At 61.8% G+C, this 15,803-nt stretch carries 19 protein-coding genes; 16 read left to right on the forward strand and 3 right to left on the reverse strand.

Going from position 1 to position 15,803, the window contains the following annotated elements; translation table 11 throughout:
- Positions 1-2 precede the first annotated feature (2 nt).
- The 7 genes from hslV to DK261_RS22330 all read left to right on the forward strand — a co-directional run bounded on the left by hslV (position 3) and on the right by DK261_RS22330 (position 7,669).
- The gene (gene hslV / locus DK261_RS22300; protein ID WP_256597595.1) at positions 3-455 is read left to right on the forward strand and encodes an ATP-dependent protease subunit HslV; all 453 of its coding nucleotides are present in this window, start codon (positions 3-5) and stop codon (positions 453-455) included.
- 57 nt (positions 456-512) lie between these two features.
- Positions 513-1,853, forward strand: coding sequence for an ATP-dependent protease ATPase subunit HslU (gene hslU, locus DK261_RS22305; protein WP_009046589.1), 1,341 nt, complete (start codon positions 513-515; stop codon positions 1,851-1,853).
- A 79-nt stretch (positions 1,854-1,932) separates the two neighbouring features.
- Positions 1,933-2,310: a gamma-butyrobetaine hydroxylase-like domain-containing protein gene (locus DK261_RS22310; RefSeq protein WP_007925870.1), complete on the forward strand. Its 378-nt coding sequence runs from the start codon at positions 1,933-1,935 to the stop codon at positions 2,308-2,310.
- Between the two features lie 258 nt (positions 2,311-2,568).
- A complete protein-coding gene (gene phaC, locus DK261_RS22315; RefSeq protein WP_009046588.1) occupies positions 2,569-4,248 on the forward strand; it encodes a class II poly(R)-hydroxyalkanoic acid synthase in 1,680 nt (559 codons plus the stop codon).
- A 96-nt stretch (positions 4,249-4,344) separates the two neighbouring features.
- Positions 4,345-5,202, forward strand: a complete 858-nt coding sequence (gene phaZ / locus DK261_RS22320) for a poly(3-hydroxyalkanoate) depolymerase (protein ID WP_009046587.1) — start codon at positions 4,345-4,347, stop codon at positions 5,200-5,202.
- Positions 5,203-5,308: 106 nt separating this feature from the next.
- A complete protein-coding gene (gene phaC, locus DK261_RS22325) occupies positions 5,309-6,991 on the forward strand; it encodes a class II poly(R)-hydroxyalkanoic acid synthase (protein ID WP_009046586.1) in 1,683 nt (560 codons plus the stop codon).
- Between the two features lie 57 nt (positions 6,992-7,048).
- Complete coding sequence (locus DK261_RS22330; protein WP_009046585.1) at positions 7,049-7,669, forward strand: TetR/AcrR family transcriptional regulator; 621 nt, start codon at positions 7,049-7,051, stop codon at positions 7,667-7,669.
- A gap of 75 nt (positions 7,670-7,744) precedes the next feature.
- On the opposite strand, the gene DK261_RS22335 is transcribed toward DK261_RS22330, so the two are convergent.
- The 3 genes from DK261_RS22335 to DK261_RS22345 form a co-directional block, all read right to left on the reverse strand.
- Positions 7,745-8,572, reverse strand: a complete 828-nt coding sequence (locus DK261_RS22335; RefSeq protein ID WP_110176413.1) for a phasin family protein — start codon at positions 8,570-8,572, stop codon at positions 7,745-7,747.
- 10 nt (positions 8,573-8,582) lie between these two features.
- Entirely contained in the window at positions 8,583-9,005 is a 423-nt protein-coding gene (locus DK261_RS22340) for a phasin family protein (RefSeq protein ID WP_009046583.1), read from the reverse strand.
- Positions 9,006-9,213: 208 nt separating this feature from the next.
- On the reverse strand, positions 9,214-9,489 hold the full coding sequence (locus DK261_RS22345) for a polyhydroxyalkanoic acid system family protein (protein ID WP_007925878.1): 276 nt from the start codon (positions 9,487-9,489) through the stop codon (positions 9,214-9,216).
- Positions 9,490-9,645: 156 nt separating this feature from the next.
- Here DK261_RS22345 and ubiE point away from each other — a divergent pair, with 156 nt between their 5' ends.
- From ubiE to DK261_RS22390, 9 genes are all read left to right on the forward strand, one after another.
- Entirely contained in the window at positions 9,646-10,416 is a 771-nt protein-coding gene (gene ubiE / locus DK261_RS22350; protein ID WP_007925879.1) for a bifunctional demethylmenaquinone methyltransferase/2-methoxy-6-polyprenyl-1,4-benzoquinol methylase UbiE, read from the forward strand.
- Positions 10,416-11,039 (forward strand): SCP2 domain-containing protein, encoded by a 624-nt coding sequence (locus DK261_RS22355; protein WP_009046582.1) that lies wholly within the window; start codon positions 10,416-10,418, stop codon positions 11,037-11,039. Before ubiE ends, DK261_RS22355 begins: the two co-directional genes overlap by 1 nt.
- A complete protein-coding gene (gene ubiB, locus DK261_RS22360; RefSeq protein ID WP_110176416.1) occupies positions 11,036-12,640 on the forward strand; it encodes a ubiquinone biosynthesis regulatory protein kinase UbiB in 1,605 nt (534 codons plus the stop codon). Before DK261_RS22355 ends, ubiB begins: the two co-directional genes overlap by 4 nt.
- An 81-nt stretch (positions 12,641-12,721) precedes the next feature.
- The gene (gene hisI / locus DK261_RS22365) at positions 12,722-13,114 is read left to right on the forward strand and encodes a phosphoribosyl-AMP cyclohydrolase (RefSeq protein WP_007925882.1); all 393 of its coding nucleotides are present in this window, start codon (positions 12,722-12,724) and stop codon (positions 13,112-13,114) included.
- Positions 13,115-13,116: 2 nt separating this feature from the next.
- Positions 13,117-13,449: a phosphoribosyl-ATP diphosphatase gene (locus DK261_RS22370; RefSeq protein WP_007925883.1), complete on the forward strand. Its 333-nt coding sequence runs from the start codon at positions 13,117-13,119 to the stop codon at positions 13,447-13,449.
- Between the two features lie 25 nt (positions 13,450-13,474).
- The gene (locus DK261_RS22375; protein ID WP_007925884.1) at positions 13,475-13,753 is read left to right on the forward strand and encodes a twin-arginine translocase TatA/TatE family subunit; all 279 of its coding nucleotides are present in this window, start codon (positions 13,475-13,477) and stop codon (positions 13,751-13,753) included.
- Between the two features lie 10 nt (positions 13,754-13,763).
- Complete coding sequence (tatB, locus tag DK261_RS22380; protein ID WP_016704437.1) at positions 13,764-14,204, forward strand: Sec-independent protein translocase protein TatB; 441 nt, start codon at positions 13,764-13,766, stop codon at positions 14,202-14,204.
- A complete protein-coding gene (gene tatC, locus DK261_RS22385) occupies positions 14,201-14,995 on the forward strand; it encodes a twin-arginine translocase subunit TatC (RefSeq protein WP_009046579.1) in 795 nt (264 codons plus the stop codon). The genes tatB and tatC overlap by 4 nt, the downstream gene beginning before the upstream one ends.
- The gene (locus DK261_RS22390; protein WP_016704436.1) at positions 14,992-15,699 is read left to right on the forward strand and encodes a 16S rRNA (uracil(1498)-N(3))-methyltransferase; all 708 of its coding nucleotides are present in this window, start codon (positions 14,992-14,994) and stop codon (positions 15,697-15,699) included. The genes tatC and DK261_RS22390 overlap by 4 nt, the downstream gene beginning before the upstream one ends.
- Positions 15,700-15,803: the final 104 nt, after the last annotated feature.

The raw sequence follows: 15,803 nt of genomic DNA on the forward strand, positions 1-15,803 counted from the left end.
CCGTGATGAAAGGCAACGCGAAAAAGGTTCGTCGCCTGTATCACGGCCAGGTTATCGCCGGCTTTGCCGGGGCCACGGCTGACGCCTTCACCCTGTTCGAACGTTTCGAAGGCCAGCTTGAGAAACATCAGGGGCACCTGGTACGCGCCGCCGTCGAACTGGCCAAGGAATGGCGCACCGACCGCTCCCTCAGCCGTCTCGAAGCCATGCTCGCAGTCGCCAACAAGGACGCTTCCCTGATCATCACCGGCAACGGTGACGTGGTCGAGCCGGAAGACGGCCTGATCGCCATGGGCTCCGGCGGCGCCTATGCCCAGGCCGCAGCCAGCGCCCTGCTGAAGAAAACCGACCTGTCGGCCCGCGAAATCGTCGAAACCGCCTTGGGCATCGCCGGCGACATCTGCGTATTCACCAACCACACCCAGACCATTGAGGAGCAGGATCTCGCGGAATAAGCCTGTTTCGGCCATCGCGCCACGGCATTCATTCTTGCTTGAGGACCGCCAATTACTATGCCCATGACTCCCCGCGAAATCGTCCACGAACTCAACCGCCATATCATCGGCCAGGACGATGCCAAGCGCGCCGTCGCCATTGCACTGCGTAACCGCTGGCGCCGCATGCAGCTGCCTGAAGAGCTGCGTGTCGAAGTGACCCCGAAGAACATCCTGATGATCGGCCCGACCGGCGTCGGCAAGACCGAGATCGCCCGGCGCCTGGCCAAGCTGGCCAACGCTCCGTTCATCAAGGTCGAAGCGACCAAGTTCACCGAAGTCGGTTATGTCGGCCGTGACGTTGAGTCCATCATCCGCGACCTGGCCGATGCCGCGATCAAACTGTTCCGCGAACAGGAAATGACCCGCGTGCGCCACCGCGCCGAAGACGCTGCCGAAGAGCGCATCCTCGATGCCCTGCTGCCACCGGCGCGCATGGGTTTCAGCAACGAGGACGCCGCCCCGGCCCAGGACTCCAACACCCGCCAGCTGTTCCGCAAGCGCCTGCGCGAAGGCCAGCTGGACGACAAGGAAATCGAGATCGAAGTGGCTGAAGTCAGCGGCGTCGACATTTCCGCGCCACCGGGCATGGAAGAGATGACCAACCAGTTGCAGAGCCTCTTCGCCAATATGGGCAAGGGCCAGCGCAAGAACCGCAAGCTCAAGGTCAAGGACGCGCTCAAGCTGATCCGCGACGAAGAAGCCAGCCGCCTGGTCAACGATGAAGAACTCAAGGCCAAGGCCCTGGAAGCGGTCGAACAGCACGGCATCGTGTTCATCGACGAAATCGACAAGGTTGCCAAGCGTGGCAACTCCGGCGGCGTCGACGTCTCTCGCGAAGGCGTGCAGCGCGACCTGCTGCCGCTGATCGAAGGCTGCACCGTCAACACCAAGCTGGGCATGGTCAAGACCGACCACATCCTGTTCATCGCTTCCGGCGCGTTCCACCTGAGCAAGCCGAGCGACCTGGTGCCCGAGCTGCAAGGCCGCTTGCCGATCCGTGTCGAACTCAAGGCGCTGTCGCCGGAAGACTTCGAGCGCATTCTCAGCGAGCCTCACGCCTCCCTGACCGAGCAATACCGCGAGCTGCTGAAAACCGAAGGCCTGGTCATCGAGTTCCAGGCGGACGGTATCAAGCGCCTGGCGGAGATCGCCTGGCAGGTCAACGAGAAGACCGAGAACATCGGTGCCCGTCGCCTGCACACCCTGCTCGAGCGCTTGCTCGAAGAGGTGTCGTTCAGCGCCGGCGACCTGGCCAGCGCCCACAACGAAGAGCCGATCCGCATCGACGCCGCCTACGTCAACAGTCACCTGGGCGAATTGGCGCAGAACGAAGACCTGTCCCGTTATATCCTCTAAGCGACAAGCCATAAGCTTCAAGCTGCAAGTTGACCGTAGTCATCTTGTAGCTTGGGGCTTGCAGCTTTAAGCTGCCCCCATGACCAGACTTCCCACCGCCATCAACCTGCACAAAGCCTCGAAGACCCTGACGCTGACCTATGCGCCAGACGAGGTCTATCACCTGCCCGCCGAATTCCTGCGGGTGCACTCCCCCTCCGCCGAGGTCCAGGGCCACGGCAAACCCATCCTGCAATTTGGCAAGATCGGAGTCGGCCTGACCAAGGTCGAACCGGCGGGCCAGTACGCACTGAAATTGACCTTCGACGACGGGCATGACAGCGGCCTGTTCACCTGGGACTACCTGTACCAGTTGGCGGTGCGCCAGGACGATCTGTGGAAGGATTATCTTGCCGAACTTCAAGCCGCCGGAAAGTCCCGCGACCCGAATGAGTCTATCGTCAAGCTGATGCTCTAGATCAGACCTCTGACGCTTTAGAGGGCATTTTCTAGATTCATCTGTTTGAATGCTGGGCTGCATGGCCAACGATTGGCCTGCTTGCGAAAAAAATTAAACTCGGGTAACCAATGGAGCTGGCAAGTTCCCTGCAGTGTTCTCTGAACAAAAAAGCAGTAATGCAGAATCAACGGTCACCCGAGCAGTAGTACCTGGCATCTTTGCTGTGTGACTACACAGCAGGTCCGGTACTCGTCTCAGGACAATGGAGCGTCGTAGATGAGTAACAAGAATAACGATGACCTGAAACGCCAAGCCTCGGAAAACACTCTGGGCCTGAATCCTGTCATCGGTTTACGTCGGAAAGATCTGCTTACCTCTGCTCGTATGGTGCTGACCCAGGCCATCAAACAACCGCTGCACAGCGCCAAACATGTGGCCCATTTCGGCGTCGAACTGAAGAACGTGATGTTCGGCAAATCGACGCTGCAACCGGAGAGCGATGACCGTCGCTTCAACGATCCGGCCTGGAGCCAGAACCCGCTGTACAAGCGTTACCTGCAAACCTACCTGGCGTGGCGCAAGGAGCTTCACGACTGGATCGGCCACAGCAACCTCTCCGAACAGGACATCAGTCGCGCCCACTTCGTCATCAACCTGATGACCGAAGCCATGGCGCCGACCAACACCGCCGCCAACCCCGCGGCGGTCAAACGCTTCTTCGAGACCGGCGGCAAAAGCCTGCTCGATGGCCTCTCCCATCTGGCCAAGGACCTGGTGCACAACGGCGGCATGCCGAGCCAGGTCAACATGGACGCCTTCGAGATCGGCAAGAACCTGGGCACCAGTGAAGGCGCGGTGGTATTTCGCAACGACGTGCTGGAACTGATCCAGTACCGCCCGGTGACCGAGCAGGTGCACGAACGCCCGCTGCTGGTGGTCCCGCCACAGATCAACAAGTTCTACGTCTTCGACCTCAGCCCGGACAAGAGCCTGGCGCGTTTCTGCCTGCGCAACGGCGTGCAGACCTTTATCGTCAGTTGGCGCAACCCGACCAAGGCGCAGCGCGAGTGGGGCCTGTCGACCTACATCGAAGCGCTGAAAGAAGCGGTCGACGTGGTCACCGCCATCACCGGCAGCAAAGACGTGAACATGCTCGGCGCCTGCTCCGGTGGCATCACCTGCACAGCGCTGCTGGGGCACTACGCGGCCCTGGGCGAGAAGAAGGTCAACGCCCTGACCCTGCTGGTCAGCGTGCTCGATACCACCCTCGACACCCAGGTGGCGCTGTTCGTCGACGAGCAGACCCTGGAAGCCGCCAAGCGTCATTCCTATCAGGCTGGCGTGCTGGAAGGCCGCGACATGGCCAAGGTCTTCGCCTGGATGCGGCCCAACGACCTGATCTGGAACTACTGGGTGAACAACTACCTGCTGGGCAACGAGCCGCCGGTGTTCGACATCCTGTTCTGGAACAACGACACCACCCGGTTGCCCGCGGCCTTCCACGGCGACCTGATCGAAATGTTCAAAAACAATCCACTGATCCGCCCCAACGCACTGGAAGTGTGCGGTACGCCGATCGACCTGAAACAGGTCACCGCCGACATCTTCTCTCTGGCCGGCACCAACGATCACATCACCCCATGGAAGTCCTGCTACAAGTCGGCCCAACTGTTCGGCGGCAAGGTCGAATTCGTCCTCTCCAGCAGCGGGCATATCCAGAGCATCCTCAACCCGCCGGGCAACCCCAAGTCGCGCTACATGACCAGCGAAGAGATGCCGCCCAGCGCCGACGACTGGCAGGAAAACTCCACCAAGCACACTGACTCCTGGTGGCTGCACTGGCAGGCCTGGCAGGCGGAGCGCTCGGGCAAACTGAAAAAGACGCCGAGCATTCTCGGCAACAAGGCGTATCCAGCGGCCGAGGCGGCGCCGGGTACTTATGTCCATGAACGTTAACCGATAGCAAGCCTGCAGGATCGAGCCGCTTGCGCTGATGCTGCTGCGCAAGCGACTCTCTCTTGCAGGCAACGATTCCACCAACAGGGCCAAGGCATGCCTCAACCGTTCATCTTTCGCACCGTCGACCTGGATGGCCAGACCATCCGCACCGCGGTACGCCCAGGCAAGCCTCACTTGACACCCTTGCTGATTTTCAATGGTATCGGCGCCAACCTGGAGCTGGTGTTTCCATTCGTGCAGGCTCTGGACCCGGACCTGGAAGTCATCGCCTTCGACGTACCGGGCGTTGGTGGCTCCTCGACGCCGAGCCGACCCTACCGTTTTCCCGGACTGGCCAAACTGACCACGCGCATGCTCGATTACCTCGACTATGGGCAGGTCAATGTGGTGGGTGTGTCCTGGGGCGGGGCGCTGGCCCAGCAGTTCGCCTATGACTACCCCGAACGCTGCAAGAAACTGGTGCTGGCCGCCACCGCCGCAGGTGCCTTCATGGTGCCGGGCAAACCCAAGGTGCTGTGGATGATGGCCAGCCCGCGGCGCTATATCCAGCCCTCCCATGTGATCCGCATCGCCCCCCTGATTTATGGCGGCTCGTTCCGCCGCGATCCCAACCTCGCCGCCGAACATGCCAGCAAGGTCCGCTCGGCGGGCAAGCTGGGCTACTACTGGCAGCTGTTCGCTGGCCTCGGCTGGACCAGCATCCACTGGCTACACAAGATCCACCAGCCGACCCTGGTGCTGGCCGGCGACGACGACCCGCTGATCCCGCTGATCAACATGCGCATGCTGGCGTGGCGAATTCCCAACGCCCAGTTGCACATCATCGACGACGGGCATCTGTTCCTGATTACCCGGGCCGAAGCTGTCGCGCCGATCATCATGAAATTCCTCGAGGAGGAACGGCAGCGGGCAGTGATGCACCCGCATCCGACACCGTTCAGCGGTACGTAGCAAAAAGCGTCTGCCGACAGGATCGTCGCGCGCAGGATGGTTCAGGACCGACTATGGTGTTTGTCTTGGTGTGCTTGTTGATGGCTTGACGAAGGAGTGTTGAAGCATGCGAGACAAACCAACGGCGGGCTCGTTGCCCACGCCCGCCACCTACATCACAGCCCAGAGTGCCATCACCGGCCTGCGTGGCCGTGACTTGCTGTCGACCCTGCGCAGCGTGGCCACCTACGGCCTGCGCCACCCGGCGCACAGCGCCCGCCACGCCTTGGCACTGGGAGGCCAATTGGGCCGTGTCCTGCTGGGGGAAACGCTGCACAAACCCAACCCCCAGGACAGCCGGTTCTCCGATCCGACCTGGAGCCTGAACCCGTTTTACCGACGCGGCCTGCAGGCCTATCTCAGCTGGCAGAAACAGATCAGGAGCTGGATCGACGACAGCGGCATGAGCGAGGACGACCGGGCCCGCGCGCACTTTGCCTTCAACCTGCTCAACGATGCGGTGGCACCGTCCAACACCCTGCTCAATCCGCTGGCGATCAAGGAAATCTTCAACTCCGGCGGCAGCAGCGTGATCCGTGGCATCGGTCATCTGGTCGATGACCTGCTGCATAACGATGGCCTGCCCAGCCAGGTCACCAAACAGTCCTTCGAAGTCGGCAGGAACCTGGCCACTACCCCCGGTTCGGTGGTGTTTCGCAACGAACTGCTGGAACTGATCCAGTACAAGCCGATGAGCGAAAAACAGTACGCCCGGCCCCTGCTGGTCGTGCCGCCACAGATCAACAAGTTCTATATCTTCGACCTCAGCCCCACCAACAGCTTCGTGCAGTTCGCCCTGAAAAACGGCCTGCAGACCTTCATCATCAGCTGGCGCAACCCCGATGTCCGGCATCGCGAATGGGGCCTGTCGAGCTATGTCGAGGCCGTGGAGGAAGCCATGAACGTCTGCCGAGCGATCACCGGCAGTCGTGACGTGAACCTGATGGGGGCCTGTGCCGGCGGCCTGACCATTGCCGCCCTGCAAGGCCACCTGCAAGCCAAGCGACAACTGCGCCGGGTCTCCAGCTCCACCTACCTGGTCAGCCTGCTGGATAGTCAGTTGGACAGCCCGGCGACCCTGTTCGCCGACGAGCAGACCCTCGAGGCAGCCAAGCGCCGCTCCTATCAACGCGGCGTGCTCGACGGTCGCGACATGGCCAAGGTGTTCGCCTGGATGCGGCCCAACGACCTGATCTGGAATTACTGGGTCAACAATTACCTGCTGGGCAAGGAGCCGCCGGCGTTCGACATCCTCTACTGGAACAACGACAACACCCGGCTGCCGGCTGCCTTTCATGGCGATCTGCTGGATTTCTTCAAGCACAACCCGATGAGTCATCCCGGTGGCCTGGAAGTCTGCGGCACGCCAATCGACCTGCAAAAAGTCACGGTCGACAGTTTCAGCGTTGCCGGAATCAACGACCACATCACCCCCTGGGATGCGGTGTATCGCTCGACCCTGCTGCTGGGCGGCGAAAAGCGCTTCGTGCTGTCCAACAGCGGGCACGTGCAGAGCATCCTCAACCCGCCGAGCAACCCCAAGGCCAACTACGTCGAAAACGGCAAGCTCAGCAGCGACCCGCGGGCCTGGTACTACGACGCCAAGCACGTCGACGGCAGTTGGTGGACGCAATGGCTGGAATGGATCCAGCAGCGTTCCGGCGCCCAGCGCGAAACCCTGATGACCCTGGGCAACCAGAATTACCCACCGATGGAGGCGGCGCCTGGCACCTACGTGCGCGTCCGCTGAATTTCCCCGAGCCGCGGCCCGAGGGTCGCGGCCTGACTGAACAACCAAGAAGACTGGATGAAAACCCGCGACCGGATACTCGAATGTGCCCTGCAGCTGTTCAACCACAAGGGCGAACCCAATGTCTCGACCATGGAAGTTGCCAACGAAATGGGGATCAGCCCCGGCAACCTCTACTACCACTTTCACGGCAAGGAGCCGCTGGTCCTCGGGCTGTTCGAGCGTTTCCAGAATGAACTGACGCCCCTGCTAGATCCGCCCGCCGATGTGCACCTGGCGCCCGAAGACTACTGGCTGTTCCTGCACCTGATCGTCGAACGCCTGGCGCACTACCGCTTCCTGTTCCAGGACCTGTCCAACCTGGCCGGGCGCCTGCCGAAGCTGGCCAAGGGGATTCGCAACCTGCTCAACGCCCTGAAGCGCACCCTGGCCTCGCTGCTGGCCAGGCTCAAGGCTTCGGGGCAACTGGTCAGCGATACCCAGGCGCTGGGGCAACTGGTGGAACAGATCACCATGACCCTGCTGTTCTCGCTGGACTATCAGCGCATCCTCGATCGCGAGGGCGAGGTACGGGTGGTGGTCTACCAGATCATGATGCTGGTGGCTCCACACCTGTTGCCACCGGCGAAACTGGCCACCGAGCAGATGGCCCTGCGTTACCTCGACGAACACGATTGATCGGTGCCGCAAGAACCCCACAAACAAAAACGCCCGGCCTTTGCAGGCCGGGCGTTTTTGTATGTCCCGAAAAACTCAGGACTGGCTGGTTGGCGTCGCGGGTGCTGGCGCCGCAGCCGGGGTAACGACAGGGCTTGGCGCCACTGCGGAGTTCGCAGGGCTGACCGGTGCTGCCGGCTTGGCGACAACCGCTGGCTTCGGTGCTGCGGCCTTGGGTGCTGCCGGTTTTTTCACTGCTGGTTTTTTCGCCGCCGGTTTCGCCGCCGGTTTCGCAGCGGGCTTGGCCGCTGGTTTTGCCGCGGGCTTGGCGGCTACTGGCTTGGCGGCAGGTTTTGCAGCCGGCTTGGCCGCCGCAGTTTTGGCTGCCGGTTTCGCGGCAGGCTTGGCTGCTGCTTTGGCCGGAGCCTTGGCTGCCGGTTTGGCTGCTGCTTTAGCCAGAGGCTTGGCCGCCGGTTTGGCCGCTGCAGTCTTGGCCGCGATCGGAGCTACCTTGGCGCCTGTGAGTTTCTCGATCTGTTTGGTCAGGGTGTCGACCTTGCTGTGCAGCGCCTTGACTTCATTGCGGCTGGGCACGCCCAGACGCGAAATGGCACTGTTCAAGCGCTTGTCGAATGCACCTTCCAGCTCGTCCCACTTGCCCAGCGCGCGGTCCTTGACGCCACTGATGCGCGATTTTGCCGAGCTCGCGGAGTCCTTGGCGGCATCGACTTTCTTGCCGACAGCGCTTCTGGTGAGCTTCTCGGCTTTCTCGCCATCCTTGACCAGCGACTCGAAAAGCTTGCTGCCGTCAGTGTCGATTTTCGAGTACACGCCTAAACCAGCAAGCCAGATTTTACGGGAGTAGTCTTCGACCTTCCCGATCCACGAGCTGCCTTCTTTTTCAGTATTCTTTTTACCAGCCATCCCGTTCTCCTTAATGTTTACGCGCGACACGTTCGAGCAATGCCGTCAGCTCATCGAGCTTAGCAGAGAGTGTCTCAACGTCATGTTTAGACGGAATGCCGATGCGATTCAAGGCACTTGCGACGCGCGTGTCAAAAGCCCTCTCGACTTTATCCAGTTGCACTTCGACTTTGCCCCTGAGACTGGTGACATCGCTCTTCACGTTATCAATCTGACTGTTGGCGGCCTCAAGTTGTTCAGTCACAACTTTTTTGCCTTTCTTTTCAACAGATTGACCGGCTTTAACGAGCTCTTGAAAGTACTCGCTGCCTTCCTGACCGACCTTGGTGTAGGCACCCAGGCCTGCCAGCCAGATCTTGCGGGCATAGGATTTGACTTCGCTCAGAGTGGTTGATGCGACATCAACTTTTTTCTTCAGAATTGCTTTGGCCATGGTGCACCTCACGCGCAGAAGGTTTGAGGAACTGCCCGCAGGAAAGTGGGCTCAGGCACAAAGTAGTGAGAAAAATTAGAATCGGCACCCTAACCAATGTCATAAAAAAGGTGGCGGGTTATTGGAGATGACCGGCTCGCCAGCGATGTTTTTCCAGGCGTCATGACAACACCCAAATCACCGGCAAGCCGACTTCGGTGAAAGCGGCTCAGACCAGGGCTTTATCCAGCGCCTTTTCGATTTCCGACTTGATCATGCCGCTCATGGCGGACATCAACAGGCCCAGCTCGACATCGACCCTGATCGAATCGTCGCCCACCTGCACCGCACCTTTGACCCCCGAACGCTTGAGGTTCAGGGTATCGCCCGACCACTGCGGCTCCAGGCCATACTGATCGGCCAGTTTCTGCGCCAACTGGTCAGCCTTTTCGCGGGCTGCTTCCTTACCCAGGCCGTGGGCACGCTCAACACTTATACGGGCCATTGAATGACTCCTGCTTTATCGGGACTTGCCTATGAGCGTCTTGAGCTGCGCTGCGTCAAAACGCCCCGGCGCTTCACTATCTTACATTCAGCCTTGCCAAGACAAAGACCGCCACCGGGATTAGAATGTCCCGCATTCTCTTTTGGTGACAGCGATATGACTGATCAGCGCAAAGGCAGCGATGCCGAACCCACCACTCACTTCGGCTTCAAAAACGTTCCGGAAAGCCAGAAGGCGGAAAAAGTCGCTGAGGTGTTCCACTCCGTGGCCGCCAAGTACGACCTGATGAACGACGTACTGTCCGGTGGCATGCATCGCCTGTGGAAACGCTTCACGATCGAATTGTCCGGCGTTCGCCCTGGCAATCGCGTGCTGGACATCGCCGGCGGCACCGGCGACCTGACCCGCAAGTTCTCCCATCTGGTGGGCCCTACTGGCCAGGTGGTGCTGGCGGACATCAACGCCTCCATGCTCAAGGTCGGTCGCGACCGCCTGCTCGACAAGGGCGTGGCCGGCAACATCGAGTTCGTTCAGGCCGACGCGGAAAAGCTGCCGTTCCCGGACAACCATTTCGACGTCGTGACCATCGCCTTCGGCCTGCGCAACGTGACCCACAAGGAAGACGCCCTGCGCTCGATGCTGCGGGTGCTCAAGCCCGGTGGCCGCCTGCTGGTACTGGAGTTCTCCAAGCCGACCAACGCGCTGATGTCCAAGGTCTACGATGCCTACTCGTTCGCCTTCATGCCGCTGGCCGGCAAGCTGATCACCAACGACTCGGAAAGCTATCGCTACCTGGCCGAATCGATCCGCATGCACCCGAACCAGGAAACCCTGAAGTCGATGATGGTCGAGGCCGGCTTCGATCGCGTGACCTACCACAACATGACCGCGGGCATCGTCGCCCTGCACCGCGGCATCAAACCCTGATGTTGTTCAGCGGCCTGCTTGCCAGCGTCGAACACGGCCTCAACCGTGTACTGCGTCTCGACAGCACGGCTTTGCCACGCTTGCAGCATTTGAACGGCAAGGTCATCGCCGTCGATTGCCGCAGCCCGAGCGTGCAGCTGTTCGTCATTCCTGGCGATGAGGGCCTGACCCTCGCCGCGCATTGGACGGCCGACGCCGACTGCACCCTGCGGGCGCCGGCCTCGAGCCTGGTGCGCCTGGCCCTGAGCCAGGACAAGACCTCGGTGCTGCACAGCCCCGAAGTCGAGCTGGAAGGCGACAGCGGCGTGCTGCTGGAACTGGCGGCCATCCTCCAGGACCTCGAACTGGACTGGGAGTACGAACTCTCGCGCTGGCTCGGCCCGGTGGCCACCCAGCTGTTCAGCGGCCATTTACGCAGCCGCGCGCGCTGGTATCGCCAGGGTTTCGCCAGCCTGAACCAGAATCTCGCCGAATACCTGGCCGAAGAGTCGCGCACCCTGGTGGGCCAGCGCGAAGCCGAAGCCCGTTTCAGCGAACTGGACCGGGTCAAGCTCGACCTGGAACGCCTCGAGGCGCGCTTCGAGCGCCTTTCCCGATCCCTTGACCCAAGCGATAACGCATGAAGCTGCTTGCCGTCCGCCGTTTGTTGCGCATCCAGCGCGTCGTGATCCGCTACCGCCTCGATGACCTGCTGTTCGCCCTGCCCCTGCCCTGGTTCCTCCTGGCGCTGCGCTACGCCTTGCCCTGGCGCTGGTTCCCGCGCAAGCAACTGGAGCTGAGCCGCGGTGCGCGCCTGCGCCTGGCCTTGCAGGACCTGGGGCCGATCTTCATCAAGTTCGGACAGATTCTCTCGACCCGCCGCGATCTGCTGCCCGAAGACATCGCCGACGAGCTGATGCTGCTGCAGGACCGCGTGCCGCCCTTCGATTCGAAGAAGTCGGTGGCGCTGATCGAGGAGCAACTGGGCAAGAAGATCAGCGATGTGTTCAGCCGCTTCGATATCGAGCCCCTGGCCTCCGCTTCGGTGGCGCAAGTCCACGCCGCCCAGCTCAAGAGCGGCGAAGAAGTGGTGGTCAAGGTCATCCGCCCGGGCCTCAAGCCGGTCATCGCCCAGGACCTGGCCTGGCTGTTCATCCTTGCCCGCGCCGCCGAAAAGGTTTCGGCCGACGCCCGCCTGCTGCACCCGGTGGATGTGGTCAGCGATTACGAAAAAACCATCTACGACGAACTCGACCTGTTGCGCGAAGCGGCCAACGCCAGCCAGCTCAAGCGCAACTTCGAAGGCTCGCCGCTACTCTACGTGCCGCAGGTCTACTGGGACTGGTGCCGGCCGAAAGTGCTGGTCATGGAGCGCATCTACGGGATCCAGGTGACCGACCTGGCCACCCTGGCCGACCAGCGCACCGACATGAAAATGCTCGCCGAGCGCGGCGTGGAGATCTTCTTCACCCAGGTGTTCCGCGACAGCTTCTTCCACGCCGACATGCACCCGGGCAATATCTTCGTCAGCACCGTGCAGCCGTGGAGCCCGCAGTACATCGCCATCGACTGCGGCATCGTCGGCAGCCTGACCCCGGAAGACCAGGACTACCTGGCGCGCAACCTGTTCGCGTTCTTCAAGCGTGATTACCGGCGCGTGGCGCAGTTGCACATCGATTCGGGCTGGGTGCCGGCAGAGACCAAACTCAACGAATTCGAAGCGGCGATCCGTACCGTGTGCGAGCCGATCTTCGAAAAACCGTTAAAAGATATTTCCTTCGGCCAGGTGCTGATGCGCCTGTTCCAGACCGCTCGCCGCTTCAACATGGAAGTGCAGCCGCAACTGGTGCTGCTGCAAAAGACCCTGCTGAACATCGAAGGCCTGGGCCGCCAGCTGTACCCGGAGCTGGACCTGTGGAACACCGCCCAGCCGTTCCTCGAACGCTGGATGCGCGAGCGCGTCAGCCCCAAAGCCTTGCTGGGCAACCTGCACAGCCAGGTCGAACAACTGCCGCACCTGGCCAACATGACCCGCGACCTGCTCGAACGCATGTCCCAGCCCCATGCCCAGGACCCTTCGCCGCCCTGGAAACGGCGCAAGGACGACTGGTTCCTGCGCCTTCTCGGCGCGGCGCACCTGGCCGGTGGCGCGATCCTCGCGGCCGGCGGACCGCTGAACGAGCTGGGTCACTGGCCGGCCGGCATCATGATGGCCGTGGGCTTGTATCTGGTCGTGCGCCGATAGCCAGCCGGGCTAGCGGCTGGCACACTGTTTCTCATCGCCGAGGCTCGACGAGCGCGTCGGGCCCTGTTGTCGGAGTCGAAGATGAAAGATTGGCTGGACGAGATCAAATGGGACGCTGACGGCCTGGTGCCGGCCATCGCCCAGGATCACAAGACCGGGCGCGTGCTGATGATGGCCTGGATGAATCGCGAGGCGCTGAGCCTGACCGCTGCCGAAAACCGTGCCATCTACTGGTCACGTTCGCGTGGCAAGCTATGGCGCAAGGGAGAAGAGTCCGGGCATGTGCAAAAGCTTCATGAAATGCGCCTGGACTGCGATGCCGACGTCATCATCCTGATGGTCGAACAAATCGGCGACATTGCCTGCCACACAGGCCGCCAGAGCTGCTTCTACCGCGTTTATGAAAACGGCGACTGGAAAACGGTCGATCCGGTACTCAAAGACCCGCACGCGATCTATCAAGCAGGACACTGAACATGAGCGATACCCTGACCCGTCTGGCCCAGGTGCTGGAAGAGCGCAAAGGCGCCGCCGCCGACACTTCCTATGTCGCCAGCCTGTACCACAAGGGCCTGAACAAGATTCTGGAAAAAGTCGGCGAGGAATCGGTGGAAACCATCATTGCCGCCAAGGACGCCGCCCACAGCGGCGACTGCAGCGATGTGATCTACGAAACCGCCGACCTGTGGTTCCACACCATGGTCATGCTCGCCCAGCTGGGGCAGCATCCGCAGGCCGTTCTCGATGAACTGGACCGGCGCTTCGGTTTGTCTGGACACGCCGAGAAAGCCTCGCGTCCGTCCGCCTGAACATCATTTAGAGAGGAAACGCAGCATGGGCATTTTTGACTGGAAACACTGGATCGTCATCCTGGTTGTCGTGGTGCTGGTGTTCGGCACCAAGAAACTGAAAAACCTCGGCACCGATGTCGGCGAATCGATCAAGGGCTTTCGCAAGGCCATGAACGACGACGAAAAACCCGCCGAGCCTGGCGTGCCTCCGACCGCCCAGCCTGCTCCGCCGGTCCAGCCGCAAAGCGCTCCGCTGAACCAGCCGCACACCATCGACGTGCAGGCGCAAAAAGTCGAAGAGCCGACCCGCAAAGACTCGTGAGCACTGACTAATGTTTGGTATCAGCTTCTCTGAACTGCTGCTCGTCGGCCTGGTGGCCCTGCTGGTGCTCGGCCCCGAGCGTCTGCCGGGCGCCGCGCGCACGGCTGGCCTGTGGATCGGCCGCCTGAAGCGCAGCTTCAATGCGATCAAGCAGGAAGTTGAACGGGAAATCGGTGCCGATGAAATTCGTCGGCAACTGCACAACGAACACATTCTGTCGCTGGAACAGGAAGCGCGGAAAATCCTCAATCCGATCCAGCAACAGCCGACACCGGTCGAGCCCGTGGCCGAACAGAGCATTCATGCGCCCGCCGCGGCGCCTGAAGCGCCCGCCAGCGCGACCACGGCGAGCCCTACTGCCGCAACTGCACCGGCCGAACCGGCTGCGCCCGTGACAACGCCTGTCACGCCAGCCCCCCACGACCCTACTTTGCCGCCGCGAGCCCCATGAGCGATATTCCGGAAAACGACCAACATATGCCGCTGGTGTCGCACCTCACCGAGTTGCGCACCCGGTTGCTGCGCTGCGTGGCGGCGATCTTCCTGATCTTCGGCGGGCTGTTCGCCTTCACCCAGCAGATCTACACCATCGTCTCCACGCCGTTGCGCCAGTACCTGCCGGCGGGCGCAACGATGATTGCCACCGACGTGGCGTCGCCGTTCCTGACCCCGCTCAAGCTGACGATGATGGTCTCGCTGTTCCTGGCGATCCCGGTGATCCTGCACCAGATCTGGGGCTTCATCGCCCCCGGCCTGTACAAGCATGAAAAGCGCATCGCCGTACCACTGCTGGTCTCCAGCATCCTGCTGTTCTACATCGGCATGGCCTTCGCCTATTTCCTGGTGTTCCCGCTGATCTTCAAGTTCTTCGCCGCAGCCACCCCAGCCGGCGTGGAAATGATGACCGACATCACCAGCTACCTCGATTTCGTCATGACCCTGTTCTTCGCCTTCGGCGTGGCGTTCGAGATCCCGGTGGCGGTGGTGCTGCTGGTGTGGATCGGCGTGGTCGACGTCGCCTACCTGAAGAAGATCCGCCCGTACGTGATCATCGGCTGCTTCGTGGTCGGCATGATCCTGACCCCGCCGGACATCTTCTCCCAAACCCTGCTGGCGGTACCGATGTGGCTGCTGTTCGAGATCGGCATCCTGTTCGGCAGCCTGATCAGCAAGCGCGGCGACCATCCGGACGACCAGCCGGCGGAAGACCACAACGACCAGCCGCCAGCGACCCAAGCGTGAACCTGCTGCTGCTCGAGGAGGCCGACTTCATCGCGGCCGACCGGGTGATCCTGCGCGATCGCCGCCTGACCCACATGCAGGAAGTCCATCGGGCCGCGGTGGGCGACAGCCTGCGGGTCGGCCGTATCGGCGGGTTGATGGGCTCGGCCGAACTGCTGCGCCTGGAGCCTGGGGAAGCCGAACTGCAAGTCAGCCTCGACCAGCCACCGCCGACCAAGCTGCCCCTGACCCTGGTGCTGGCCCTGCCGCGCCCGAAAATGCTCCGCCGGGTGCTGCAAACCGTCGCGGCCATGGGCGTGCCCCGGCTGGTGCTGGTGAACAGCTACCGGGTCGAGAAAAGCTTCTGGCAAACGCCTTTCCTCGAACCCGAGGCGATTCGCGAGCAACTGATCCTCGGCCTGGAACAGGCCCGCGACAGCGTGCTGCCGGAAGTGGTCATCGAAAAGCGCTTCAAACCCTTCGTCGAAGACCGTCTGCCAGCGCTGGTCGAGGGCACCCTCGGCCTGGTCGGCCATCCTGGCCAGTACCCGGCCTGCCCCCGCGGCCTGGATGAGCCGGTGACCCTGGCCATCGGCCCGGAAGGCGGCTGGATCCCCTACGAAATCGACCTGCTGGGCAAGTCCGGCCTGCAACCGGTGCAACTCGGCGAACGCATCCTGCGGGTCGAAACCGCCGTCACCGCCCTTCTCGCCCGCCTCTTCTAACTAACCCCCACTCCCGTAGGAGCGAGGCTTGCCCGCAATAGCGCGGTGCCTGACACGGCGCCATCGCCGGCAAGCCTCGCTGCTGTTACACGGCTGCTTCAGAT

Source organism: Pseudomonas sp. RW409, from assembly GCF_003184125.1.
GTDB lineage: Bacteria > Pseudomonadota > Gammaproteobacteria > Pseudomonadales > Pseudomonadaceae > Aquipseudomonas > Aquipseudomonas chlororaphis_I.